The sequence below is a fragment of the Bradyrhizobium sp. 14AA genome (assembly GCF_054185205.1).
Map to the genome: position 1 here is coordinate 115,345 of NZ_JAVAYM010000007.1, position 21,843 is coordinate 137,187.

The 21,843-nt window shown below is 64.3% G+C and carries 23 protein-coding genes; 12 read left to right on the plus strand and 11 right to left on the minus strand.

Annotated elements, in window-relative coordinates:
* Positions 1-51 precede the first annotated feature (51 nt).
* Positions 52-1,233 (minus strand): GNAT family N-acetyltransferase, encoded by a 1,182-nt coding sequence (locus tag RAD15_RS15310; RefSeq protein ID WP_458178776.1) that lies wholly within the window; start codon positions 1,231-1,233, stop codon positions 52-54.
* Positions 1,234-1,363: 130 nt separating this feature from the next.
* Between RAD15_RS15310 and RAD15_RS15315 the strand changes: the two genes are divergently transcribed.
* On the plus strand, positions 1,364-2,407 hold the full coding sequence (locus RAD15_RS15315) for a polysaccharide deacetylase family protein (RefSeq protein ID WP_458178778.1): 1,044 nt from the start codon (positions 1,364-1,366) through the stop codon (positions 2,405-2,407).
* Here RAD15_RS15315 and RAD15_RS15320 read toward each other — a convergent pair.
* Positions 2,397-2,618: a DUF2842 domain-containing protein gene (locus tag RAD15_RS15320; protein WP_458178780.1), complete on the minus strand. Its 222-nt coding sequence runs from the start codon at positions 2,616-2,618 to the stop codon at positions 2,397-2,399. The two genes, RAD15_RS15315 and RAD15_RS15320, sit on opposite strands and share 11 nt — an antisense overlap.
* A gap of 94 nt (positions 2,619-2,712) precedes the next feature.
* On the opposite strand from RAD15_RS15320, the gene RAD15_RS15325 reads away from it, so the two are divergent.
* Positions 2,713-3,795 carry a COX15/CtaA family protein gene (locus tag RAD15_RS15325; RefSeq protein ID WP_458178782.1) on the plus strand — a complete coding sequence of 361 codons (1,083 nt, stop codon included), beginning with the start codon at positions 2,713-2,715 and terminating at the stop codon, positions 3,793-3,795.
* Here RAD15_RS15325 and RAD15_RS15330 read toward each other — a convergent pair whose 3' ends face one another.
* The 4 genes from RAD15_RS15330 to RAD15_RS15345 form a co-directional block, all read right to left on the minus strand.
* Entirely contained in the window at positions 3,796-4,140 is a 345-nt protein-coding gene (locus tag RAD15_RS15330; RefSeq protein WP_458178784.1) for a hypothetical protein, read from the minus strand.
* A gap of 224 nt (positions 4,141-4,364) precedes the next feature.
* On the minus strand, positions 4,365-5,645 hold the full coding sequence (locus tag RAD15_RS15335) for an O-acetylhomoserine aminocarboxypropyltransferase (protein ID WP_458178786.1): 1,281 nt from the start codon (positions 5,643-5,645) through the stop codon (positions 4,365-4,367).
* A gap of 149 nt (positions 5,646-5,794) precedes the next feature.
* Positions 5,795-6,379 carry a CoA-binding protein gene (locus tag RAD15_RS15340; RefSeq protein WP_458178788.1) on the minus strand — a complete coding sequence of 195 codons (585 nt, stop codon included), beginning with the start codon at positions 6,377-6,379 and terminating at the stop codon, positions 5,795-5,797.
* A gap of 19 nt (positions 6,380-6,398) precedes the next feature.
* Complete coding sequence (locus RAD15_RS15345; protein ID WP_458178790.1) at positions 6,399-7,223, minus strand: enoyl-CoA hydratase; 825 nt, start codon at positions 7,221-7,223, stop codon at positions 6,399-6,401.
* Positions 7,224-7,308: 85 nt separating this feature from the next.
* On the opposite strand from RAD15_RS15345, the gene RAD15_RS15350 reads away from it, so the two are divergent.
* The 6 genes from RAD15_RS15350 (at position 7,309) to RAD15_RS15375 (ending at position 10,984) form a co-directional block, all read left to right on the plus strand.
* Entirely contained in the window at positions 7,309-7,737 is a 429-nt protein-coding gene (locus RAD15_RS15350) for a PaaI family thioesterase (RefSeq protein ID WP_458178792.1), read from the plus strand.
* 158 nt (positions 7,738-7,895) lie between these two features.
* Complete coding sequence (gene rplM, locus RAD15_RS15355; RefSeq protein WP_091965253.1) at positions 7,896-8,360, plus strand: 50S ribosomal protein L13; 465 nt, start codon at positions 7,896-7,898, stop codon at positions 8,358-8,360.
* Between the two features lies 1 nt (position 8,361).
* Positions 8,362-8,841 carry a 30S ribosomal protein S9 gene (gene rpsI / locus RAD15_RS15360; RefSeq protein WP_007611021.1) on the plus strand — a complete coding sequence of 160 codons (480 nt, stop codon included), beginning with the start codon at positions 8,362-8,364 and terminating at the stop codon, positions 8,839-8,841.
* 229 nt (positions 8,842-9,070) lie between these two features.
* Positions 9,071-10,291 carry a diguanylate cyclase gene (locus RAD15_RS15365; protein ID WP_458178795.1) on the plus strand — a complete coding sequence of 407 codons (1,221 nt, stop codon included), beginning with the start codon at positions 9,071-9,073 and terminating at the stop codon, positions 10,289-10,291.
* A gap of 58 nt (positions 10,292-10,349) precedes the next feature.
* Entirely contained in the window at positions 10,350-10,586 is a 237-nt protein-coding gene (locus RAD15_RS15370) for a hypothetical protein (RefSeq protein ID WP_458178797.1), read from the plus strand.
* A 101-nt stretch (positions 10,587-10,687) separates the two neighbouring features.
* Positions 10,688-10,984, plus strand: coding sequence for an antibiotic biosynthesis monooxygenase family protein (locus tag RAD15_RS15375; protein WP_035673823.1), 297 nt, complete (start codon positions 10,688-10,690; stop codon positions 10,982-10,984).
* A gap of 6 nt (positions 10,985-10,990) precedes the next feature.
* On the opposite strand, the gene RAD15_RS15380 is transcribed toward RAD15_RS15375, so the two are convergent.
* The gene (locus RAD15_RS15380) at positions 10,991-12,127 is read right to left on the minus strand and encodes an AI-2E family transporter (protein WP_458178799.1); all 1,137 of its coding nucleotides are present in this window, start codon (positions 12,125-12,127) and stop codon (positions 10,991-10,993) included.
* Between the two features lie 256 nt (positions 12,128-12,383).
* On the opposite strand from RAD15_RS15380, the gene RAD15_RS15385 reads away from it, so the two are divergent.
* Complete coding sequence (locus tag RAD15_RS15385; RefSeq protein ID WP_458178801.1) at positions 12,384-13,157, plus strand: gamma-glutamyl-gamma-aminobutyrate hydrolase family protein; 774 nt, start codon at positions 12,384-12,386, stop codon at positions 13,155-13,157.
* A 22-nt stretch (positions 13,158-13,179) separates the two neighbouring features.
* On the opposite strand, the gene RAD15_RS15390 is transcribed toward RAD15_RS15385, so the two are convergent.
* The 4 genes from RAD15_RS15390 to RAD15_RS15405 form a co-directional block, all read right to left on the minus strand.
* The gene (locus RAD15_RS15390; RefSeq protein ID WP_458178803.1) at positions 13,180-15,153 is read right to left on the minus strand and encodes a glycosyltransferase family 2 protein; all 1,974 of its coding nucleotides are present in this window, start codon (positions 15,151-15,153) and stop codon (positions 13,180-13,182) included.
* Positions 15,153-16,346: a hypothetical protein gene (locus tag RAD15_RS15395; RefSeq protein ID WP_458179123.1), complete on the minus strand. Its 1,194-nt coding sequence runs from the start codon at positions 16,344-16,346 to the stop codon at positions 15,153-15,155. Before RAD15_RS15395 ends, RAD15_RS15390 begins: the two co-directional genes overlap by 1 nt.
* 68 nt (positions 16,347-16,414) lie before the next feature.
* A complete protein-coding gene (locus RAD15_RS15400; RefSeq protein WP_458178805.1) occupies positions 16,415-17,845 on the minus strand; it encodes an HlyD family secretion protein in 1,431 nt (476 codons plus the stop codon).
* 260 nt (positions 17,846-18,105) lie between these two features.
* On the minus strand, positions 18,106-19,083 hold the full coding sequence (locus RAD15_RS15405) for a GlxA family transcriptional regulator (protein ID WP_458178807.1): 978 nt from the start codon (positions 19,081-19,083) through the stop codon (positions 18,106-18,108).
* Positions 19,084-19,232: 149 nt separating this feature from the next.
* Between RAD15_RS15405 and RAD15_RS15410 the strand changes: the two genes are divergently transcribed.
* From RAD15_RS15410 to RAD15_RS15420, 3 genes are all read left to right on the plus strand, one after another.
* Positions 19,233-19,490: a tautomerase family protein gene (locus RAD15_RS15410; RefSeq protein ID WP_458178809.1), complete on the plus strand. Its 258-nt coding sequence runs from the start codon at positions 19,233-19,235 to the stop codon at positions 19,488-19,490.
* 180 nt (positions 19,491-19,670) lie between these two features.
* Positions 19,671-21,068 carry an NfeD family protein gene (locus RAD15_RS15415; protein WP_458178811.1) on the plus strand — a complete coding sequence of 466 codons (1,398 nt, stop codon included), beginning with the start codon at positions 19,671-19,673 and terminating at the stop codon, positions 21,066-21,068.
* A complete protein-coding gene (locus RAD15_RS15420; RefSeq protein ID WP_458178813.1) occupies positions 21,065-21,832 on the plus strand; it encodes a slipin family protein in 768 nt (255 codons plus the stop codon). The genes RAD15_RS15415 and RAD15_RS15420 overlap by 4 nt, the downstream gene beginning before the upstream one ends.
* Positions 21,833-21,843 lie beyond the last annotated feature (11 nt).

Genomic DNA, 21,843 nt, shown 5'->3' on the forward strand with positions numbered 1-21,843 from the left:
AGAAGGGAAGGGCAGCTCGCGAGTGGCGAGATTTTCGACGAGACTTCGGCGCTACCCGAACGCCTGCCGCAGCCGCCGCGCCAGATCGAACAGCATCTGGTTCTGCTTCACCAGCCGCTTGCCGTGGCTCAGCGAGGACATCGCCATCGCCGCGAGTTTTCCGCGCGAGGTCAACGGAACAAAGCTGTCGAAGATCTCTTCGTGGTCCTTGCAGAACATCCGCTTGTAGTCGTCCGAGCCGATGCCGAGGTCGAGCGAGCGGTAGCCACGCTCGCCGTAGCGGTCGATGATGTAGCGCATCAGGATCAGCCCGGGGCTGTAGCGGGCGTGCTCGGACATCGTGTAGGTGTTGAACATCATCGAGAAGCGTTGGCCGTCGGCGACGCCTGCGAAGATCGCGATCACCTCGTCGTCGCATTCGAGCGCGTGGATGTCGATGACGCGGCCTTCGCCGCGCGGCGCCAGGCAAGCGCTGCGGACGAATTGTTCGACGCCCGGCTCGGCGAAGACGTTGGGGAGCTTCTGCTCGGCCATCCGCGCCGGCTTGACGCGGAAGAACCAGTCGAGCAGGCGGGTGACGTCGGCGTCCGTCGTGGCGAGGTGATAGCGATAGCCGGCGAGCGCCTGGAGCTTCTTCTCCTTGCTCTTGAGGCGGCGGCGGAAGGAGTTGCTGATCCGCGACGCGGGCGGGCCGCCGGGCTCCATCGCCAGCAGCGGGCAACCGTTGATCGCGCTCTGCCGCGGCAAAGCCGCGAACGGATTCTGCTGGTCGTTCCAGCGCAGCGGCTGCTGCGTCAGCGCGAGCACGTCGACATGCGGGCGCAGGGCGGCAAGGAGGGAGTCGAGATCGCCGGCAGAGATCTGCGCCGCAAACTCGGCGTCCCACAGCCCCATGTTGAACGTCGTGTGCTTGCCGCCCATGAAGCAGGCGGTGCGCACGCCGTGGCTTTGGCGCAGCGACAGCGGCAGCAACAGCAGCGGCTTGTGCTCGGCGTCACGGGCAATCACGATGAACGGCTTGGCGCCCTCGTGTTCGCCGACCAGACGCTGCCAGGGGCTGAGCAGATCGAACCGCTGATAGGGCGTGAAGAGGTGACCGGCTTCCTCGAAGGAACGCCAGATCGCCTCGGTCGCGCCGAGATCGGTGACGATATCGACACGGGCGATGCGGCTCGCTTTCGACCGCGCTGGCGCTTCTGCCGTCCGGCTTTGCATCGCCGCAGCCATGGTCATTCGCGAAACCTGTCGAGAAATCAAAAATATAGGTATTTCGGCCTGTGGCGGACCTTTGCAAAGAAATGTCAACAAAGGGTAATGACAATGAGAGAGGGAACGGGCGCCGGCTGGCGCGAAGGTGGGCATATTGGCATCGGACGACAGATGGCTTGAGCGGCTGCGCCTCGAGCTGACCTGGTTCAGCGGCCAGGCTGCGCTGCGCAGTCGTGGTGCCGGCGCCATCCTGCGTTTTGCCCATGTGCGGCCGAGGCGTCGCGGCGGGTTTCAGCCGCTGCGCGCGAACGAGATCACGCCGCAATTCCTCGACCGCGCCATTCGCGCGCTGAAGCGGTGGCGTTACGATTTTCTCGGCATGGACGAGGTCTGCCGGCGCGCGGTGACGCTGCCGGAGCAGCGGCGCTTCGTGGCGCTCACCTTCGACGGCGCGAACAAGGACCTGATCGATTTCGCCTATCCGGTGCTGGCGCGCCACGCCGTGCCGTTCACCGTCTATGTGCCTACGGCGTTTCCCGACGGCGTCGGTGAAGCCTGGTGGCTCGCCCTCGAGCAGCTGATCGCGCGCGAGAGCCGCATCAGCCTGATGATGGGCGAGGAGGAGCAGCGCTTCACCGTCACCGGCAATGCCCAGAAGCAGGCGCTGTTTTCGCATCTCGAGAGCTGGCTGCGTTCACTGCCGCCGGCGGATTTGTCGGCCGCGATCGCCGATCTCTGCACGCGCTACCGGATCGACCTCGCCGCGCTCTCGCGCGAGGCGTCGATGGATTGGGAGGATCTGGCGAAGCTCGCGGCCGATCCGCTCGTCACGATCGGCAGCGCGACCGTGAACTATCCGGTTCTCGCCAACATGAAGGACGCGGCGGCGCTGCGCGAGATGACGATGGGCAAGGCGGTGGCGGAAGCGGCCTTCCACCGCGAGATCAGGCATCTCGCCTTTCCGTTCGGTGATCGCGCTTCGTTCCGGCGCAGCCACGTCGTGATGGCCGAGGAGGCCGGGTTTGCCAGCGCGGTTTCGACGATATCAGGCATCGTGGACGCGGAGGGGCGCACCAACCTGCGCGCGCTGCCGCGGATTTCCTGGGACGGCCGGGTGCGCTCGCTGCGGGTGCTGCGTGGGCTGGTGTCGGGTGTTGGCTTTGCGCCGGTGAAGCCGACGGGCAGTGCTACGAATTAGATTTGGCGCGATCCGGACGCTGCATCCAGCTCACGATCGGCATCGCAGGCAGCACCCAGCCCATGCCGACCACGACGTAATAGATCGCCTGCCGCCAACCGGACTCGGCGATCCACGGCATCTGCGCCGCGGCCATGCCGAGCAGGGCCCAGACGGTGGCCAGCACCAGAAGCAGGATGGTGCCGAGGAACTTGCGGGTGCGGATCGTCATGGGCGGAATGCTGCGGCTTTCGCGTAACTTGCGCTGCGGAAGCGGGGGACTATAAGGGGCACGCAGTCCGGTTCAAGTCTGGTTTTTGCTCCGAATGACGACGATTTCCACTCCAACGAACCCGCATCGCGCCGTGCGCTGGTGGCTGATCTCCGTGGCCGCTTTGATCGCGCTGATGGTGCTGGTCGGCGGCGCGACGCGGCTGACGGAATCCGGCCTGTCGATCGTCGAATGGAAGCCGGTCACCGGCAGCATACCGCCGCTCTCGCAGGCGCAGTGGACCGAGGCGTTCGATGCCTACAAGAAGATCCCGCAATATCGCGAGCTCAACGCCGGCATGAGCCTGTCGGAGTTCAAGGAGATCTTCTGGTGGGAGTGGAGCCACCGGCTGCTCGGCCGCGTCATTGGCGTCGCCTATCTGCTGCCGTTCCTGTTCTTCCTCTGGCGCGGCGGCCTGTCGGGTGAGCTGAAGCGGCGGCTGTGGCTGCTGTTCGCGCTCGGGGGCCTTCAGGGCGCGGTCGGCTGGTGGATGGTGGCCTCGGGCCTGACCGAACGCGTCGAGGTCTCGCAATACCGGCTGGCGACGCATCTGCTGCTCGCGCTGCTGATCTTTGCCGGCATCATCTGGACGGTGCGGCGGCTCAAGGAGCGGCCGCGGATCGCGGTTTCTGCGCGGCTGCGCTTCACCAGCGCGCTGCTGCTCGTCATGACCTTCGTGCAGATCTATTTCGGTGCGCTGGTTGCGGGCCTGCGCGCCGGGCGCGCCTACAACACCTGGCCGCAGATCGACGGCGCGTTCATTCCCTCGAGCGAGCGGCTGTGGTTCGAGACGCCGTGGTGGCGCAACATGTTCGACAATGTGCTGACCGTGCAGTTCGAGCACCGCATGGCCGCCTATGCGCTGTTCGCGCTGGCGGCGCTGCACGCCATCGACGCCGTGCGCTCGCGCGCAGGCTCAGCCGCGAGCGGCGCGCTCTGGCTGTTTGCAGCGGTGACCCTGCAGGCTGTGCTCGGCATCCTCACGCTGCTCAATCAGGTGCCGATTGACCTTGCGCTTTCGCACCAGGCGGTCGCGATCGCAGTGCTGACGCTTGCGGTGATGCAGGTTGAGCGGCTGGCTTCGCGGCACTCGACGGAAGCGCAGCCGCGTGCGGTTCCGCTCAGTCAGCCCGGCTGATCAGCAATAGCCGTAGATGCCGCACGCGTAGGGCAGGCGCCAGAAATAGTCGACCTGCTTCCCGCCGTAATACGGGCCCTGATAATCGTAGCTCCAGGGCCGGCCGTAATAGCCCGGCAAGGTGTTGGAGCCGGGCAGGAGCGGCGTGCCGGGCAGGTTGCGGATGTAGCTGCCGATGCCATAGGCCGGTGAGATCAGCGCATCCGGATCGGTATCGACATAGACCTGCGGCGGCTCCGGCGGCGGCACGGCGGCCCGCCGCTTCGCCGTGGCCGGCAAGTCGGCGGCAACGGCAGCTGAAACCGTCAGCATCGCCGCAAGGGCAGGCACCATCCAGCGCAGCATCGTCAGCTCCGAATCAAAGGGGCGATCCAAAGACGATGTATGGGGCAGATATGGTTAATGACTGTTAACCGGCGGTCGCCGAAAACGGTCGCGGTCATTCCGGGGCGGTGCGAAGCACCGAACTATGGTGCGCAATTGCGCACCTGAGAATCTCGAGATTCCCCGGTGCGCAATTGCGCACCTGAGGTCTGGTCCTTCGGACCATCCCGGAATGACAGCGATGATTATGCCCCCAGCGCCTGCTCCAGATCGGCGATCAGATCTTCCTTGTCCTCGATGCCGACCGAGAGCCGCACCACGTCGGGGCCGGCGCCGGACTTCACCTTGGCGGCGTCGTCGAGCTGGCTGTGGGTGGTCGAGGCGGGGTGGATGACGAGCGAGCGGGTGTCGCCGACATTGGCGAGGTGCGAGAACAGCTGCAGTTTCGACACCAGGCTGACGCCGGCGTCATAGCCGCCCTTCAGGCTGAAGGTGAACACGGCGCCCGCGCCCTTCGGCGCGTATTTGCGCGCGAGCTGGTTGTACTTGTCGCTTGGCAGGCCGGCATAGCTGACCGAGGCCACCGCCGGATGGCCGGCGAGGAATTCGGCGACGGCCTTGGCGTTGTCGCAGTGCTTCTGCATGCGCAGCGGCAGCGTCTCGATGCCGGTGAGGATCATGAAGGCGTTGAAGGGCGACAGCGCGGGACCGAGGTCGCGCAGGCCCAGCACGCGGCAGGCGATCGCGAAGGCGAAATTGCCAAAGGTCTCCTGGAGGCGGATGCCGTGATATTCGGGCCGCGGCTCCGACAGCATCGGATATTTGCCGCCGGTCGACCAGTCGAAGGTGCCGGCGTCGACGATGATGCCGCCGAGCGAATTGCCGTGGCCGCCCAGAAACTTCGTCAGCGAGTGCACGACGATGTCGGCGCCGTGGTCGATCGGACGGATCAGATAGGGCGAGGCCAGCGTGTTGTCGACGATCAGCGGCACGCCCGCCTTGCGCGCCACCGTCGAGACCGCCTCGATGTCGGTGATGCTGCCGGCGGGATTGGCGATGGACTCGATGAAGATCGCCTTGGTGCGCGGCGTCACCGCGCGCTCGAAGCTTGCGATGTCATCGGGATCGGCCCACACCACGTTCCAGCCGAAGCTCTTGAATGCGTGCGTGAACTGGTTGATCGAGCCGCCATAGAGTTTTCGCGCGGCGATGAACTCGTCGCCGGGTTGCAGCAATTGCTGCAACACCACGACCTGCGCGGCATGGCCCGAGGCCACCGCAAGCGCAGCGGTGCCGCCTTCGAGCGCGGCGACGCGCTCTTCCAGCACCGCATTGGTGGGGTTGCCGATGCGGGTATAGATGTTGCCGAACGCCTGCAGGCCGAACAGCGAGGCGGCGTGGTCGGCATCGTTGAAGACGAAAGAGGTGGTTTGATAAATCGGAGTCGCGCGCGCGCCGGTGGTCGGATCGGGCTGTGCACCGGCATGCACGGCGAGGGTGGAAAATCCCGGAAGGCGATCGCTCATTGAGGGCGTCCTGTTCTCTTGGTCTGAAATCGCGCGGCATGCTGATGGGCGCCGTGGCTGTCGTCAAGCCGCCGCTTCACATCAAGATCGTTTGGGAACGATCGTGCTACGCATTGCCGCGTTCGCGAAACGAATCCTTCGGGATTGCGTCAGCTCTGCTCGGTCTTGTTTTTGGCGGCGCGATCGGATGCCGCGGTATCACCGCCGCCGACACTCATCCGATTGAGGGACAGACGCATGCCCTGCGTCGGTGCCGGCGGGCGCTTGGAGCTCAGGGTGCGCGAATTCACGCCCATCCAGGAGATCTCGGACGACAAGCGGCCATATTCGATCTTGGGGCAGCGGTTCATCACCACCTTGATACCGACCGCTTCGGCCTTCGCCGCTGCTGCCTCATCGCGTGCGCCGAGCTGCATCCAGATCACCTTCGGCAAGGGATCGAGCGTGAGGGCTTCCTCGACCACGGGCATGATGTGGCTGGAATTGCGGAAGATGTCGATCATGTCGACGGGACGGCCGATGTCGGACAGCGAGGCGACGAAGGGCTTTCCGAGCAGATCCTTGCCGACATGGCCGGGATTGACCGGGATCATGTCGTAGCCGCGCTGCGCCAGATATTTGAACGCGAAATAGCTCGGCCGCACGTTGACCGGCGATGCGCCGACCATCGCGATCGACTTCACGCTGTTGAGGATGCTGCGGATGTAATTGTCGGGATAGGCGTCGTGGTTCATTTGCCGTCTTTTCTTGTTGTCACTCATCCCGCCATGTCGGCGTGCGCTTCTCGATGAAGGCGCCGATGCCTTCCTCGGCGTCGCGCGCCATCATGTTCTCGGTCATCACCTCTGCCGCATAGCGATAGGCGTCCGCAAGGTTCATCTCGGCCTGGCGATAGAACGCCTCCTTGCCGAGCTTGACGGTGTAGGCCGATTTGAGCGCGACCTGATGCGCGAGCTCGATCGCGGCGCCGAGTTCGGTGCCGGCGGGCACCACGCGGTTGACGAGGCCGATCTCGCGGGCACGGTCGGCCGTGACAGGCTCGCCCGTCAGCAGCATCTCCATCGCCTGCTTGCGCGGGACGTTGCGCGACAGCGCAACCATCGGCGTCGAGCAGAACAGACCGATATCGACGCCGGGCGTGGCGAACTTCGCAACTTCCGAGGCGATCGCGAGATCGCAGCTTGCCACGATCTGGCAGCCGGCCGCGGTCGCGATGCCCTGGACGGCCGCGACCACGGGCTTCGGCAAATGCACGATCGCCTGCATCATCGCGCTACAGGCGTTCATCATCTCGGCGAAGAAGGCGCGGCCGCGATCCGGGTCGGCGCGGCGGGCGGTGAGTTCCTTCATGTCGTGGCCGGCGGAGAAGGCAGGACCGTTGGCCGCGATCACGACGCCGCGGATCGCGCTGTCGTCGCGGATCTCGTTGAGGGCGGCATGCAGGCTTGCGATCATCGCCTCCGACAGGCTGTTGCGCGCGGCCGGGCGGTTGAGCGTCAGGACCGCGATGGGGCCTGCGGTCTCGCGCAGCAGGATCGGCGGTTGCGGGGAGGGGGCGCGGGCGGCCTGGGCGGACATCGGAGCGTTTCCGTTGGATTATTGCAATTGGATGACGCAGATAACTTAATGTAACAGGGGACGTGAAGCGAGGGTGAGGGGTAGCATGGCATTAGCGAAAATGAGCGTGGCGGAGGTCGAGCAGTTTCTCCGTGACGAGTTCCCCCAGGCCTTCAGCAGCGACGACATCACGATCGAGAGTGCCGACGGCCAGACCTGCCTGCTGCGCCAGCGCTACAGCGAACGGATGCTACGGCCGGGCGGAACCGTATCCGGCCCGACGCTGATGGCGCTGGCCGATTTCGCGATGTACGTGGTGCTCCTGTCCGCGATCGGGCCGATCGGGCTCGCGGTGACCACCAATCTCAACATCAACTTCCTGCGCAAGGGCCAGCCCGGCCAGGATGTGCTGGCGGAGGCGCGGCTGCTCAAGCTCGGCAAGCGGCTGGCGGTCGGCGAGGTGAACCTGTTGTCCGGGACCTCACCCGATCCCATCGCCCACGTCACCTCGACCTATTCCATTCCAAATGTTTGAGCTTTTTGCAGGTACCTTGGTACCATATTTTTAAGCCATTGATTTTTATCAAGTAATTTACGTCCTCGGGCATTGACCGTTGCGCGTCCCTTCTTTAGAAAACCGCGCAGTCCGGTGCGGTGTTCGCGCCGATGCTCCCCGTCCACGGAAACTCTGACATGAAAACCTTTTCGGCAAAGCCGGCTGAGGTGACGAAGAAGTGGGTGCTGATCGACGCCAAGGGTCTGGTCGTCGGCCGCCTCGCCACCATCGTCGCCATGCGCCTGCGCGGCAAGCACCTCCCGACCTACACCCCGCACGTTGATTGCGGCGACAACGTCATCATCATCAACGCGCAGCATGCGGTCCTGACCGGTCGCAAGCGCGAGCAGAAGACCTACTACAAGCACACCGGCTATGTCGGCCACATCAAGGAGCGCACCGCGCGCCAGATCCTCGAGGGCAAGCATCCCGAGCGCGTGCTCGAGAAGGCCGTCGAGCGCATGATCCCGCGTGGCCCGCTCGGTCGCGTCCAGATGGGCAATCTCCGCGTCTATGGCGGCGCCGATCATCCGCACGAGGCTCAGACGCCCGAGAAGATCGACATCGCCAAGTTGAACCGCAAGAACACGAGGGCCGCATAACATGGCCGAATCCATCCAGTCGCTCGACCAGCTCTCGCAGCTCAAGACGGCGGCCGCGCCTGACGCGCCGAAGCACGAGAAGAAGGTCGACAAGTTCAACCGCGCCTATGCCACCGGCAAGCGCAAGGACGCAGTCGCCCGCGTGTGGATCAAGCCGGGCGCCGGCAAGGTCACCGTCAACTCGCGCGAGGTCGAGGTCTATTTCGCTCGTCCCGTGCTGCGCATGATGATCGAGCAGCCGTTCTCGGTGGCCGCGCGTTCCGGCCAGTACGACGTGATCTGCACCGTCGCCGGTGGCGGTCTGTCCGGCCAGGCCGGCGCGGTCCGTCACGGCATCTCCAAGGCGCTCACCTATTTCGAGCCGGAGCTGCGCACGGTCCTCAAGAAGGGCGGCTTCCTCACCCGCGACTCGCGCGTGGTCGAGCGTAAGAAGTACGGCAAGGCCAAGGCCCGCCGGTCCTTCCAGTTCTCGAAGCGTTAATCGCTTCGGTCGCATTCGCCGCGAAAGCGGCTTCAATGAGATGCAAAAGGGCGCTGATTTCAGCGCCCTTTTTGTTGTTCGTTTGTACGCAAATTGATGGAGTGTTTCCCGAAAACTTGCTGCCGCGTGAAAACCTGAATGGAACCCGCGAGACATAGCGTCGCATTCGGAAGGGCGCGCAAATCGGCTGGGCCGATCGCGTAACTGCTATGTCTAAGAGGGGGCCGACATGATGTCGCTCGATAGCATCACGCTCTATTTGGTTGCCACCATGGTTGCCGCACTGCTCGGCGCCATGATGGTGTTCTTCGGCAAGCAGGAGAACAGTCCTGCGCTGAAATGGTGGGGCACCGCCTATCTGCTCGGTGCTGCCTCCGTCGCGCTATGGACTGCGGCCGGCGACAAGCTCGGTCCGCATCTCTATCTGGCGTTAAATGCCGTCGGCTTCGTGGCCTGCGGCATGGTGTGGAATGCGGCGCGCGTCTTCCACGGCCGCAAGCCGAACTGGCCTGGCCTCGTGCTCGGTGCGCTCGCCTGGGTCGCCGCCGTCTCGCTGCTCGATCCCGCGGCGTCGATGCTGCGCATGATCATCGGCGCCGGCATCGTCTCGGTCTATGCGGCGCTGACTGCAAGCGAGCTCTGGGTCGAGCGGCGCAAGAGCCTGCAACGGCGCTGGCCGGCCTTTGTGGTGCCGGTGATGCACGGCTGCGTCTTGATGCTGCCGATCCTGCTCGGCAGCTTCCTGCGCCCGCATGATGCGGGCTTTTCCTCGAGCATCTGGGTCACCGTGTTCGCGGTCGAGCTCGTGCTCTATGCCGTCGGCACGGTCTTCGTGATCTTCATGCTGGTGTCCGAGCGCACGGTGACCGCGCACCGCACCGCCGCGTCCACCGATCCGCTGACCGGCATGCTCAACCGCCGCGGCTTCTCGGAAGCCTGCGGCCGTGTGATCGAGCGCGAGGCCAAGGCCGGGCGGCCCGTGACCGTGATGATCTTCGACATCGACCATTTCAAGTCGATCAACGATCGCTTCGGCCATCCCGCCGGCGACGAGATGCTGAAACTGTTCTCGACCGTCGTCGTCAGCAATTTGCGCATCACCGACATGTCGGGCCGCATCGGCGGCGAGGAGTTCGCGGCGCTGTTGCCGTGTTCGCTGGAGGAGGGCGTGCTGGTTGCCGAGCGCGTGCGCGAGGCGTTCGAGACCTCCGGCGTCGTGGTCGATGAAGGCCCGGTCGACACCACCGTCAGCATCGGTGTCGCCGGCGGTCCGGCCGGCACCGAGCTCGAGGTGTTGCTGGCCTCGGCCGACACCGCGCTCTACCAGGCCAAGCGCGGCGGCCGTAACCGCGTCGAGGCGGCGGAAGAGCTGCCGCTGTCGCTGGAGAATTGGCGCCGCCAGAGCGCCGCGCGGATCGCTGTGCCGCGCACACAGCCGGCGACGGCCTGATACGCAGGAGGCCTTGCGGTAATCCCCTGTTTACCATTCGATCCCTACCATCGTGGTCATGGAATCGATCCGTCGACAGAACCCGCAAGCTGCCCTGATGTCGCTCGAAGCCGCTGCGGCCTCGGCCCGCGGCGGTTTCGCCTGTCTGTTCTCCACCGCGGACGAATACGAGAGCGCACTGATCACCGAGCGCCGTGCCCAGGGGCGATATGCGCAGGGCCGCAGCTATTGGCCGCTCGCGCTGTTCGCCGGTTGCGCGCTGATCGTGGCAGGCACCGTTCTGCTGCTCGCCTGAAGAGACCAGCATTTCCAGCCGACCAGGGCGCCGTTTCGGCGCCTTTTTCTTTTGGGAGGGGTGCGGTAGACACGCCGATCGAACAAAATGGGTGGAAACCGATGATCACCGAGATCGCGCAAATCGACGTCAAGCCGGGCAGCGAGAAGGACTTTGAGGCCGCCGTCGCCAAGGCCAAGGCCGCGTTCGGCCGCTCCAAGGGCTTTCACGGCTTCGAGCTGCACAAGTCGATCGAGAAGCCGCAGCGCTACCGGCTGATGGTGAAGTGGGCGACGCTGGAGAACCACACCGTCGACTTCCGCGGCTCGGAGAATTTCACCGAATGGCGCGGCCTTGTCGGCCAGTATTTTGCCTCGCCCCCGGAGGTCGAGCACACCGAGACTGTATTGACGACTTAAGGCGCGTCAGGCCGCCTCCGCGAGTGGCGGCGCCTCATACGTCTTGAAATGGTCGATCATGACCTTGGCGATGGCGACCAGTGGCAGCGCCAGCGCCAGGCCCCAGATTCCGAACACGACGCCGAGCAGGATCTGGAACGCGAACAGCGTGGCCGGCGGGATGTCCAACGCCTGCCGCTGCAGGATCGGCGTCAGCACATAGCTCTCCATGGCGTGCACGCCCATGAAGAGCAGAAAGGCCGAGAGCGCCGGGATCCAGCCCGAGGCGAGGCTTGCCAGCACCACGACGACGCCGGCGATGATGGCGCCGACGGTCGGGATGAAGGCGAGCAGGCCGGCCTGGATTCCCAGGATGAACGAGCCGGGGATGCCGATGACGGCAAGCCCGATCCAGGTCACCGCGCCCACCGCGATCATGACGATGATCTGCGCGATCAGCCAGCGCTCCAGCGTCTCGCCGATGCGGTCGATGATGAGGGTGACGCGGGTGCGATATTTGGCCGGTGCGAGGAACAACAGGCCGTCGTGATAGGCGCTGGGCTGGGCGGCGAAGGCGAGCCCGAGAAACAGCACGATGAAGATGTTGCCGACGGCGCTGATGGCGCCGAACAGCAGCTTGAAGGTCTGGCTGACGATCGCCCCGCCGCTCGAGGCGAGTGCGCCGGCACCGCCCGGCAATCCGCCGTGCGAGCCCGGGTTCGGGGCGGGCGTCGATGCCGCGTCGGTCGCGGCGGCGGGCGCACCGTTGCCGAGATCGAAGAAGCTGGTGTCGATGCCGTGGCTTTCCAGGAACGACCTGACATTGGTGATCTGCGACTTGATGGTCTTGCTCAGCAGCGAGGCCTGCTCGGCAATGGTGGCGCCGCCGAGATAGGCGACGCCCGCGAGTAGCATAGCGAGCACGATGCAGACGATCGCGAGCCGGACCGCATGCGGCAGGTGCACGCGCCGGCCGAGGGCGCCCGTCAGCGCGTTGAGGGCGACGCCGAGCAGCATGCCGGTGAAGATCAGGAGCACGGTGGCGGCAAAATACCAGGTGAAGACCAGCATGGCCGTGAACAGCACGACACCGATGCCGCCGACCGAGATCGCCCAGGCGAGATCGTTGCGTGTCTTAGGCCGTTCATCTCTGGAAATCGTCACATCGGGTCCTTTTCACGGGCGGCGGGCGGGGCACTCTTTCGCGAAATCCGCCGTCGGATCAAGCCGGGCCCCGGCGCGATCTGGCCTGTCCCTGGCCTTACGAGCCAACGCCGCCGGCGCGAAAAGGGGCCTTGGCGGCCCTCCGGCCGGCATTTGCGCGAAAATAGCATTGCCGTCCCGCGATCCCTTCTGTTGAATTTGTTCCACCCCAAGGGCATGTTTGGAGAATCTTCTTGCGCGGAGGTCGGAAAGGGAGATGAGAAAGCCGGTCGTCGGCGTGATCGGGAATGCCCATCGCGTCGAAAATCGATTTCAGGTCCAGATGGTCGGCGAGCGCAATTTGCGCGCCGTGGCCGAGGTGTCCGGCGGCTTGCCGATGATGTTCGCGGGAGCACCCGACATCACCGATATCGGCGCGTTGCTCGACGTGGTTGACGGGATCGTGCTCACCGGCGCCCGCGCCAACGTCCATCCGACCCGCTTCAATGTCGATCCGTGCGAGCGGCACGAGCCCTACGATATCCATCGCGACGAGGTGGCGCTGGCGCTCTCCGTGGCTTGCGTCGCCCGCGGCATCCCGCTGTTCGGCATCTGCCGCGGCCTCCAGGAGATGAACGTCGCCTTCGGCGGCTCGCTGCATCCGGAGATCCGCGAAATCCCGGGCCGCATGAACCATCGCATGCCCCGGCTCGAGAACGGCGAGATCCATCCTGATCCGACCGTCGTCTTCGCCGACCGCCACGACGTCGACCTCACGCCCGGCGGGGCGTTCGCAAAGCTGCTCGGCTGCGACAAGATCAGGGTGAATTCGCTCCACGGCCAGGGCATTCTCGATCCCGGCAAGCGCGTGCTGATCGAGGGCGTCGCCGAGGACGGCACCATCGAGGCGATCCGCATCGCGGAAGCCCCGACCTTTGCGCTCGGTGTGCAATGGCACGCCGAATACGACCCGCAGCAAAATCCGATCAACCGCAAGCTGTTCGAGGCTTTTGGCGAGGCCATGGTGGCGCGGCAGAAGGCGGCAGCGTAGGCGAAGTGCGGCGAGGGCTGAGCTACCTGCCTAGCAGCCCTTTCCTGATCGTGCCGGCAATTGTCCCGCGGATGCTGGCGGTGTCGGCAACGTTGCCGTCCAGCGAGCCGAAAAGTCGGATTGCGAGCGCCTTGCGCTGCGCAGCAGTTGGCCGAAGCCGCACCCCGATGGTGAGCCTGTCGTGATCCGCAATCTCCGCGTCGATCCAGCCCAGTGAATTGAGATGCAACCGCATGGGCCCGCTCATCGAACGGACGGCCCGGCTTCCGCTGCAGGCCACCCGGGCGCTCGACATCGACAGCATGGTCAGCAGACCGGGAACGACTTTGCCATCCGATGCCAGTTCGGTCGCCTCGTCGACGTCAAACAATATCTCGCCGCGTCCCAGCTCGAAGCAGGCCAGAAACGCGATGAAGGCGATCAACATCGCCACGCCGGCCCACAGCAGATTGAAATAATCGAGAGGCGAAATCTCGCTGGCGGCATAGGGTGAAACAAATGCCCAGATGATGCTGGCCGCAGAGCCGAACGAGATGAGGCCGAACAGCGCCGCGAACGTCCAACGGGTCTTGGGCTCCGAGCGGTCTCCGCCCTTGTTGGTGATCTTGAACGGCCTGCCGAACGGCTTTACGGCGGCGCCGATAAGAGCCGCGGAAATCGCAAATGCGGCAATGGCATGTGTCGCTTCCATGAATAGCGGCAGGGTACGCGACCGCGAGGCCCAGGCCATGTAGATCATTTGGCCGAGCAGCGCCGGCACGCCATAGCGCAGGAATGAGAGATAGTCGGCCTCGAATGCAGGAATGTCCGCGAACCAGTAGACGGACGGTGCTACCAGCAGCATGACCAGAAACGGCTTGCACAGCCAATTCAGGATGCCATGCAAATATTGCCATCGTTGGGTCAGCGAGAATCCACGACCAAGGAGGGGCCCATCGCGAAGCAGAGCGAGTTGGACTGTTCCGAGGCACCAGCGGGCTCTTTGCGTGACGTATTCAGGCAAGCCCTCGGCAGCGAGGCCGGCGCTGAGCCTCTCGTTCAGCCACCAGGTCTCGTAACCCTTCGCCAGCAGAGCGTAGGTCAGATGGATGTCTTCCGTGACCGTCTTGTCCGGGAATCCGCCGATCTCGGTCAAGCGATTGCGGCGAACAACGAAGGCCGTGCCGACGCAGAACGCGCATCCCCATGCATCCTTGGCCGGCTGAAAGACATCGAAGAAGAAGCGCTGGTCGTCGACCCAACTCTGCGCTGCCAGCAGATTGTGCTGGACAGGATCGGGGTTGTGGTAGAATTGCGGGGTCTGCACCACGGCGACCCGCGGGCTCGCAAGCAGCCCGATCGTGCGCCGCAGGAAATTCGGACGCGGCGCGAAATCCGCATCCAGCACCATGATGACCGGAGCATTGGTCTGCGCCGCGGTGAATGCGAGAGCATTGTTGAGGTTCCCCGCCTTGGCGTGCTCGTTGCCGGCACGCGTGATGTAGCGCGCACCCGCATCCTCGCAAAATTCGCGCAGCCATCCGCGCCTGGTGTCATCGAGGACCCAGACGGTGACATGGGGATAGTCCAGCGCCAGCGCCGTCAGGATGGACCTTTCCAGAATTTCGAGCGGTTCGTCATATGTGCAAATGAAGACATCGACGGGAGGATAGTTGCCGGTCTGCTCCATCCTTTGCTGTGCCGCGTCGGCCTGTCCGGATCGGTCAATGCTCCGGAAAAGAATGATGATCGACATCAACGTGTAGGCGATGGCGAGCGCTTCGAACGCAAAGAACAGGTATTGCCACCAAGCTTGCATCGTGAATGAAAGCGCAGGAAGGGTATCGTGCCAGCGCCACAGGGCGTATGTGACGAGCAGAGCTCCGGCGGCTGTTCCAAACAGCATACGGTCGCCGCTGCGGGCGGGGTCGAGCAGCCGCGTCAGGACGAGCAATCCGATCAGCAGGCCGATGTCGATCGAGAGGATGGACGAGATGTCAGCGGCGGCTTCGAACATCAGTCAACCCTTCTTCCCGTAAACGGATTCCATGCCGTCGCTGCCAGCGCCGCCCATGCGGTCGCGGCCAGATGCGGGCGGTTGAAGTAGAAGAAATCCGGTGCTGTGTTGGTCGGGTCGATCGAAAGGCCCGTCGAGACCCGCCCGGTTCGGGTTGCGTTGAGAAAACCGGACCTCGTGCGGGCGGCTTCTAGCGTCATCAGCAGCTGCCTGCTTTTCACGGGATCGCCGGCAATCCGGTACGCCAGCGAGGCCTGCGCGGTGCCCTCGATCCACACGCCGTCCCTGTCGCCGTTGAAGTCGAACCCGTCGCCGACGTTCAAATGAGTGGCGGCGAATTTCAGCGCGGATCGCCATTTGGCGGGGCCGTCGGCAATCGCCATCCATGGCCAAAGCTGGACGTCCAGGGCAAGCATCGACGGATCGGCGAGAGTGCCGTCGGGCTTCGTTCCCAACAGGAAATGGTCCCCGGCGAATGCCCCGTCGACGAAGCGCCGCGCCTGCGATGCGGCTTCTGCATGCTTGGCTTTGCCCTTGAGGCGGTAGAGCCAGGCGGCCGCCGCGGAAATGTCGACGTTGTGTTCTGTCGATATCCAGGTGATGGGGACCGAATGCGGGTCGTAACCATGAAAACCACCGCGGAAGCCGGCACCCGATGAGACGTTGGCCGTCACCCAATCCATCAGGCGCTCGGCATCCGCCATGAACGACGCCTCGCCCGTGGCTTGATGCAGCGTTAGCAGCGCCAGAATGGTCCAGCCGGCGTTGCCGGTCGAACTGCCGTCCTGTGCGGGATCCTCAGCCCAGATATTCTTGTCCCCGTCCCACCACCCAGGTAGCGTCGGGGCGCCTTCACTCAATGGACCAGCGCGATAGGCATTGCGCACCCGGCCATCCGTGAATGTGCGATCTCTCCGAACGGCGCGGGTCAGGGCGTTCCCGATGACGGTTGCCCGGCTCACATCGCCACAAGCCACAAGGGCAATTGCCGCGAGCGAATTGTCGTAGATGAACGCAGACGTGGCCAATCCCGCCGGCAGGCCGCTCTCGCCCTCGCCAGGCTCATAGCTGCGGACGAACACCGCGTCGGCGCCGGCCGCCTGCGACGTCACGGCCTTCGCCAAGGCGGCGCAATCGCTTCCAGCGCCGGAAGCCCGATCCTCGTTCGAACCTCCCGCGGCGGGCGTCATCATGGCCAGCCAAATAGCGATAACCACGCCTCGCCTCGCGGCGACGTTGTAACTCCCGGAAGACTGCATGGTCACGGCACTGAAGGCTGGGAGACCGCTGCAACAGAACGGAACACGCTGATCAGAGCGGCGATACCCGTTGGATGTGCAGTTTCCTCGCTCTCGGCAGACGCTTGCCGCTCGTCGGTATTCACAGAGGCGACGAGCTTTTCGACCCGGCGCCAAGTCACGGACATCGACGGCAGCACCGCCTTGTCCTTGGTGACGGTGACCCACTGGCCGACGGTGCAAGGCGTCGTTTCACTGGATGCGGCAGGCCCGGAACTCGCGACCTTGCTGTCACGATCGTCTGGCGTAATGATCGCGTAAAGTTCGCGCCGCTCGGTCTGCGGGAAGGGAACCGCGTATCGCTCGTCGACCTTGTCGGTCGTCTTTGGCAGGATGGTTTCGACGGTGCCGGATTTGAAATCGGCGTTCTCGATGCGAACGCGCGTTCCGACCTTCATGCTCTGGGCCTGTCGATAGGAAAAGATCGCGACAACGAATCGCTTGTTGCAATCAACGAGCGAGGCGAGGGCGTCGCCGGCATTGACGCGCCGACCCGGCGTAACTCCCATGGTCAAGACATTGCCCGGCGTGGAAACCACGACATCGGCGTCAGCAAGGCTCGCGAGTCTTTGACGCTCCTTGTCGACGAGGGACTGTTGGTCCCGCAGTGCCGCGGACAGCTCGTTCTCCTCGATCTCCATTCGCGTGGCATCGAGGCCAATGTCACGGCGCTTCTGAATGAGGATACCAGTCCCAACAAGATCGTCGCCGACATAGATGCCTTTCTGAAGCGAATCGAGTTGCGCGATCTTCTGATTGAGCTTGGCCCTGTCGGCATCGGCGTTGTGTAGCGCCGCTGAATACTGCGCCTTGGTCGGGTTCAGCATGTCCATGCTTGCGACGTTGCGAGCAACCAGAGTTGACTGGCGGTCAACCAGGGACTTCTTTGCTTGGCTCAGGGCGTCGGACTCCGCCACTTTTGCGCGCAATGCAACGATCTGCGACTGAAATTGCGCTCGCAGCGTTGCGGTCTGATTGTCGATCTCGGAATCCAGTGCATCGACATAGGCTTTGTCTGAGTCCTTCTTTTGCCTCGTTGCTTCAAGTTTCGCACGTGCGTCAGAGATTTTCTGCTCCAACGCTATCAGCGCGGATTTGTCGACCCGCGCATTGGAGATGAGCGCCAGCGAATCTCCGGGTTCCACTGCGTTGCCAATCCGTTTGGAGAGCGAGCCGATTTCGCCATCGATCGGCGCTGTCAACAGGGTCAGCGGTGCGTTGACCACTGCCCGATCAGATTGATCGGCGAGGATCGGTGGAACGACAGCGCTGACCAGCAGAACTGACAGCACGCCCGCTATCACAAGGGAGGAGGCTCGAAGGATCACAGGATGGCGCTTCGCCCGCCTGCCGCCGTTTCTATCTGGAATCCCGCCGCTGATGATCTGGTGCATTCCTGGCTCCTGATTTGGCCGGCACCAGAGAGCGTCGCCTCCAGACGTGGCTAGCGATGAAATTTTCGAGCGCTTCTCATGGCCTCGGGCAATGGCTTTTCAGTTCGCCTGCTAACAGGGCTGGGTGCCTTGCGTTCCTAGCCAATGTATTAATCGAACGTAGCATCCGGCGTCTTCCGGATCGGCAATGGAGACGCAGGCGCGTCGGAATTGTGTCGATCCTGCGGAATCCTTCAGTGATCGGATCTTTCGACCGCCGCTTACGCCGCCCGCTCCATCCGTCGCGCCCGATACGCCTGCGGCGACATCAGCGTCAGCTTGCGGAACGCCTTGCGAAAGCTGCTCTCGTCTTCATAGCCGGCCGCGCGTGCGATGGCCTTGACCGGCTGCGCCGTCGTCTCCAAGAGCGTGCGCGCGTGCTCGACGCGGCGGCGCATGATGAAGGCTTGCGGCGGCTCGTGCGTGAGCTCCTGGAACTTCCGGTTCAGCGTGCGCTCGCTGAGGCCGAGCGCATCGGCAAGACGCTTGACCGTCATCGGGCTCTTGCCGGCGCGGCGAACCAGCAGGTCGGCCCTGGTCAGCAGCGGGTCCTGCGACAGTAGATAGCCGACGGGCATGAAGATCGATTGGGTGCGCTGCGCGGTGTCGATGACGACGTAGTCCGCGCATAGTTTCGCGGTCTCCTTGCCGTCGACCATCTCGATCAGCCTGAGCAGCAGGTCGACCCACGACATCGGCCCGGCCGCGCAGACGATGCGGTCCGCCACGGTGATGACGGCATCCGGGGCGAGGTCGATGGCGGGATGACGCTGCCGCAGTTCGCCTTGCAGCCACCAGGTGATGGTGGCGCGGCGGTTGTCGAGCAGGCCGGCGCCGGCCAGCAGGAACACGCCGCTGCAAAACGCGCCGATCAGCCGGCCATTGGCGTGCTGCTGCCGGAGCCAGGCGCCCGCCCGCGCATATTGCGGTTGCAGGCGTTCCGCCGTGACGTGATCGACGAGATTGCCGGGGACGAGGATCGCGTCGAAGCGAGCGCGTTGCCCGATCGCGCCGTCGACCGCGACCATCTGGCCGCCGCCGGCGCGCACCGGTTTGCCGTCGAGCGACAATTTCTGCCAGCTGAAGCGGGGTTTTGCACCGCTCTGCTGCATCACGTGATTGGCGAGCGACAGGATGTCGGCGATCCCGGCGATCGCCGAATGCATGCAGCCTTCCAGCGCCAGAATTGCGAGCTTCATGAAACCTCCAGTCGGGCCGCGATCCTAGCCGATCGGTGCGCGGGGCGCATGGCGGAAATTGCCCGATCTCTGTCTTATCCGCCACTGCCTCGCCTGCGCTGTCCGGTCCAATCTGCCGCCGTCGTCAACCGACATGATTGGAGAAAGACATGCCTTACGTCACCATTTCCACCGTCCGCGGCATCCTGGATGCCGCGCAGAAGAAGACGTTGCTCGAACGCGTCACCGACCTCCTGGTCGAGGTCGAAGGGCAGGGCAGTGCGGATTTCCGCCGCAACGTCTGGGTCAGGATCGAGGAGCAGGAGCCCTCCCATTGGTCGCTCGGCGGCATGCAGCCGACGAGCGAGATCATCGCCGGCACGTTCGGCCCGATCGGACCGGATGGGGTGCGGATCGCGCGGCGATAGCAGCACAGAATGCGTGGCGGATCAGCTCAAGGCATGGTCCGCCCGCCACCGCCCCGTGCTCAACCGATCTACGAGGCGGTTTCCATTGCATCGCACAATCACGACAGGGGCCTGCACCCGCGCACGGCTGCATTGAGGTTCAACAGACGAACACCATATGCTCTGCAAGGGAGCCCTGCCGTGCAGACCATGAAGGCGGCCCTCGTTGCGGCGATTGGCGTCGTTGCTTTGATCTGCTGCCTCCTTCCCAGCTCAGCGGAGGAGAACGGCCGTCGTGCACTGATTGTGTCGATCGACGGGGCGATTGGCCCTGCGTCGGCCAGTTACGTGAAGGAGGCCTTGGCCCGGGCAAGCGAACGGCGCGCCGAGGTCGTGCTTCTGAGAATCAACACGCCCGGCGGTCTCAATTCCAGTATGCGCGAGATCATCGCGGATGTGCTGGCCTCGCCCGTGCCTGTCGTCGGTTACGTCGCTCCCTCCGGCGCCCACGCGGCGAGCGCGGGGACCTATATCCTTTATGCGACCCACATCGCGGCGATGGCGCCGGGCACCAATATCGGTGCGGCAACGCCGGTGCAGATTGGCGGACCGCTGCCGGGGCTGCCGAGCGGCGCACCGGATAAGGGCGGCAAGGACAAGAAGGACGGGGACCAGCAGAGCGAGCCCAAGGATGCCATGACGGCAAAGGTGACCAATGATGCGGTTGCTTTCATCCGCAGCCTTGCGGAGCTGCGTGGCCGCAATGCGGACTGGGCGGAGAAGGCGGTCCGTGAGGCCGCCACTCTCTCTGCCAACGGCGCGCTGCAGGCCCATGCCATCGAACTCGTTGCGCGCGATCAGGCTGAATTGCTGAGGCAAATCGATAGCCGTGTGGTGGAGGTCGCAGGCGGCAAGACGCAACGTCTCGCGACGAAGGATGCAGTCGTTGAAGCCATCGACCCCGGATGGATATCCCGCTTCCTGGCGGTCATCACCGATCCGAATGTGGCGTTCATTCTCCTGATGGTCGGCATCTACGGCCTGATCTTCGAGTTCATGTCTCCCGGAGCCGTCGCTCCCGGCGTCGTCGGCGCGATCTGCCTGCTGATCGGTCTCTATGCGCTCAATTTGCTGCCGATCAACTATGCCGGCCTTGCCCTGATGCTGGTCGGCATCGTGCTTCTCACCGTCGAAGCCTTCAATCCGACGGTGGTGATCGGTCTCGGGGGGATCATCGCTTTCGTGCTGGGAGCGCTGATGCTCTTCAGGGTCGAGGCGCCCGGCTACCACCTGTCGTGGTGGGTGATCGGCATCACGGCAGCCGTGTTCGCCGGCTTTGCGCTGGTCGTGCTTGGTTCGCTTCGGCGTGCCGCCAGGGCTCCTGAACGGGTCGGCGCGAAGGCGATGCGAGGCTTGCCGGCCGAGGTTCTCGACTGGAATGGGAGCGAAGGTCACGTCTTCGCCCATGGTGAGCGCTGGCAGGCGCGCGGCGCCGAAACGTTCAAGCCCGGAGAGACGGTCGAAGTCGCGAACGTCGTCGACCTGACGCTGCTGATACGGCGCGCACCAGCCAGGACCGGTGAGGGAGGTACATCATGATGCTGGAATATCTGACTTATGCGGCGCTTGCGCTGCTTGTCATCATGTTTCTATCCCAGGCCATTCGAATCCTGCGCGAATACGAGCGCGGCGTCATCTTCACGCTCGGCCGTTTTACCGGCGTGAAGGGCCCGGGCCTCATCCTCCTCATTCCGGTCGTGCAGCAACTCGTCAAGGTCGACCTCCGGGTGATGGTGCAGGTCGTGCCGCCGCAGGACGTGATTTCGCGGGACAACGTGTCCGTCAAGGTCAACGCCGTTCTGTACTTCCGCATCGTCGACCCCGAACGGGCCATCATCAAGGTCGGCGATTACATGGCTGCCACCAGCCAGCTCGCGCAGACGACGTTGCGCTCGGTGCTCGGCAAGCACGAGCTCGACGAGATGCTCGCCGAGCGCGACCGGTTGAACGCCGACATCCAGGAAATCCTCGACAAGCAGACCGACGTCTGGGGCATCAAGGTGACCGGCATAGAGATCAAGGACGTCGATATCAACGAAACCATGGTGCGCGCGATTGCCAAGCAGGCCGAGGCGGAGCGGTTACGGCGCGCCAAGGTGATCAATGCGATGGGCGAGCAGCAGGCTGCCGAAAAGCTCGTCGAGGCCGGCCGGATTCTCGCGCAGGAGCCTCAGGCGATGCAGCTGCGTTATTTCGCGGCCCTGCACGACATCGCGGGCGAACGGTCGTCGACTGTCGTCTTTCCGCTGCCTACGGGTCTGCTCGACCATTTCATGCCGCGGCGGGACAACCCGCAGCCATAAGCAGTGGATGA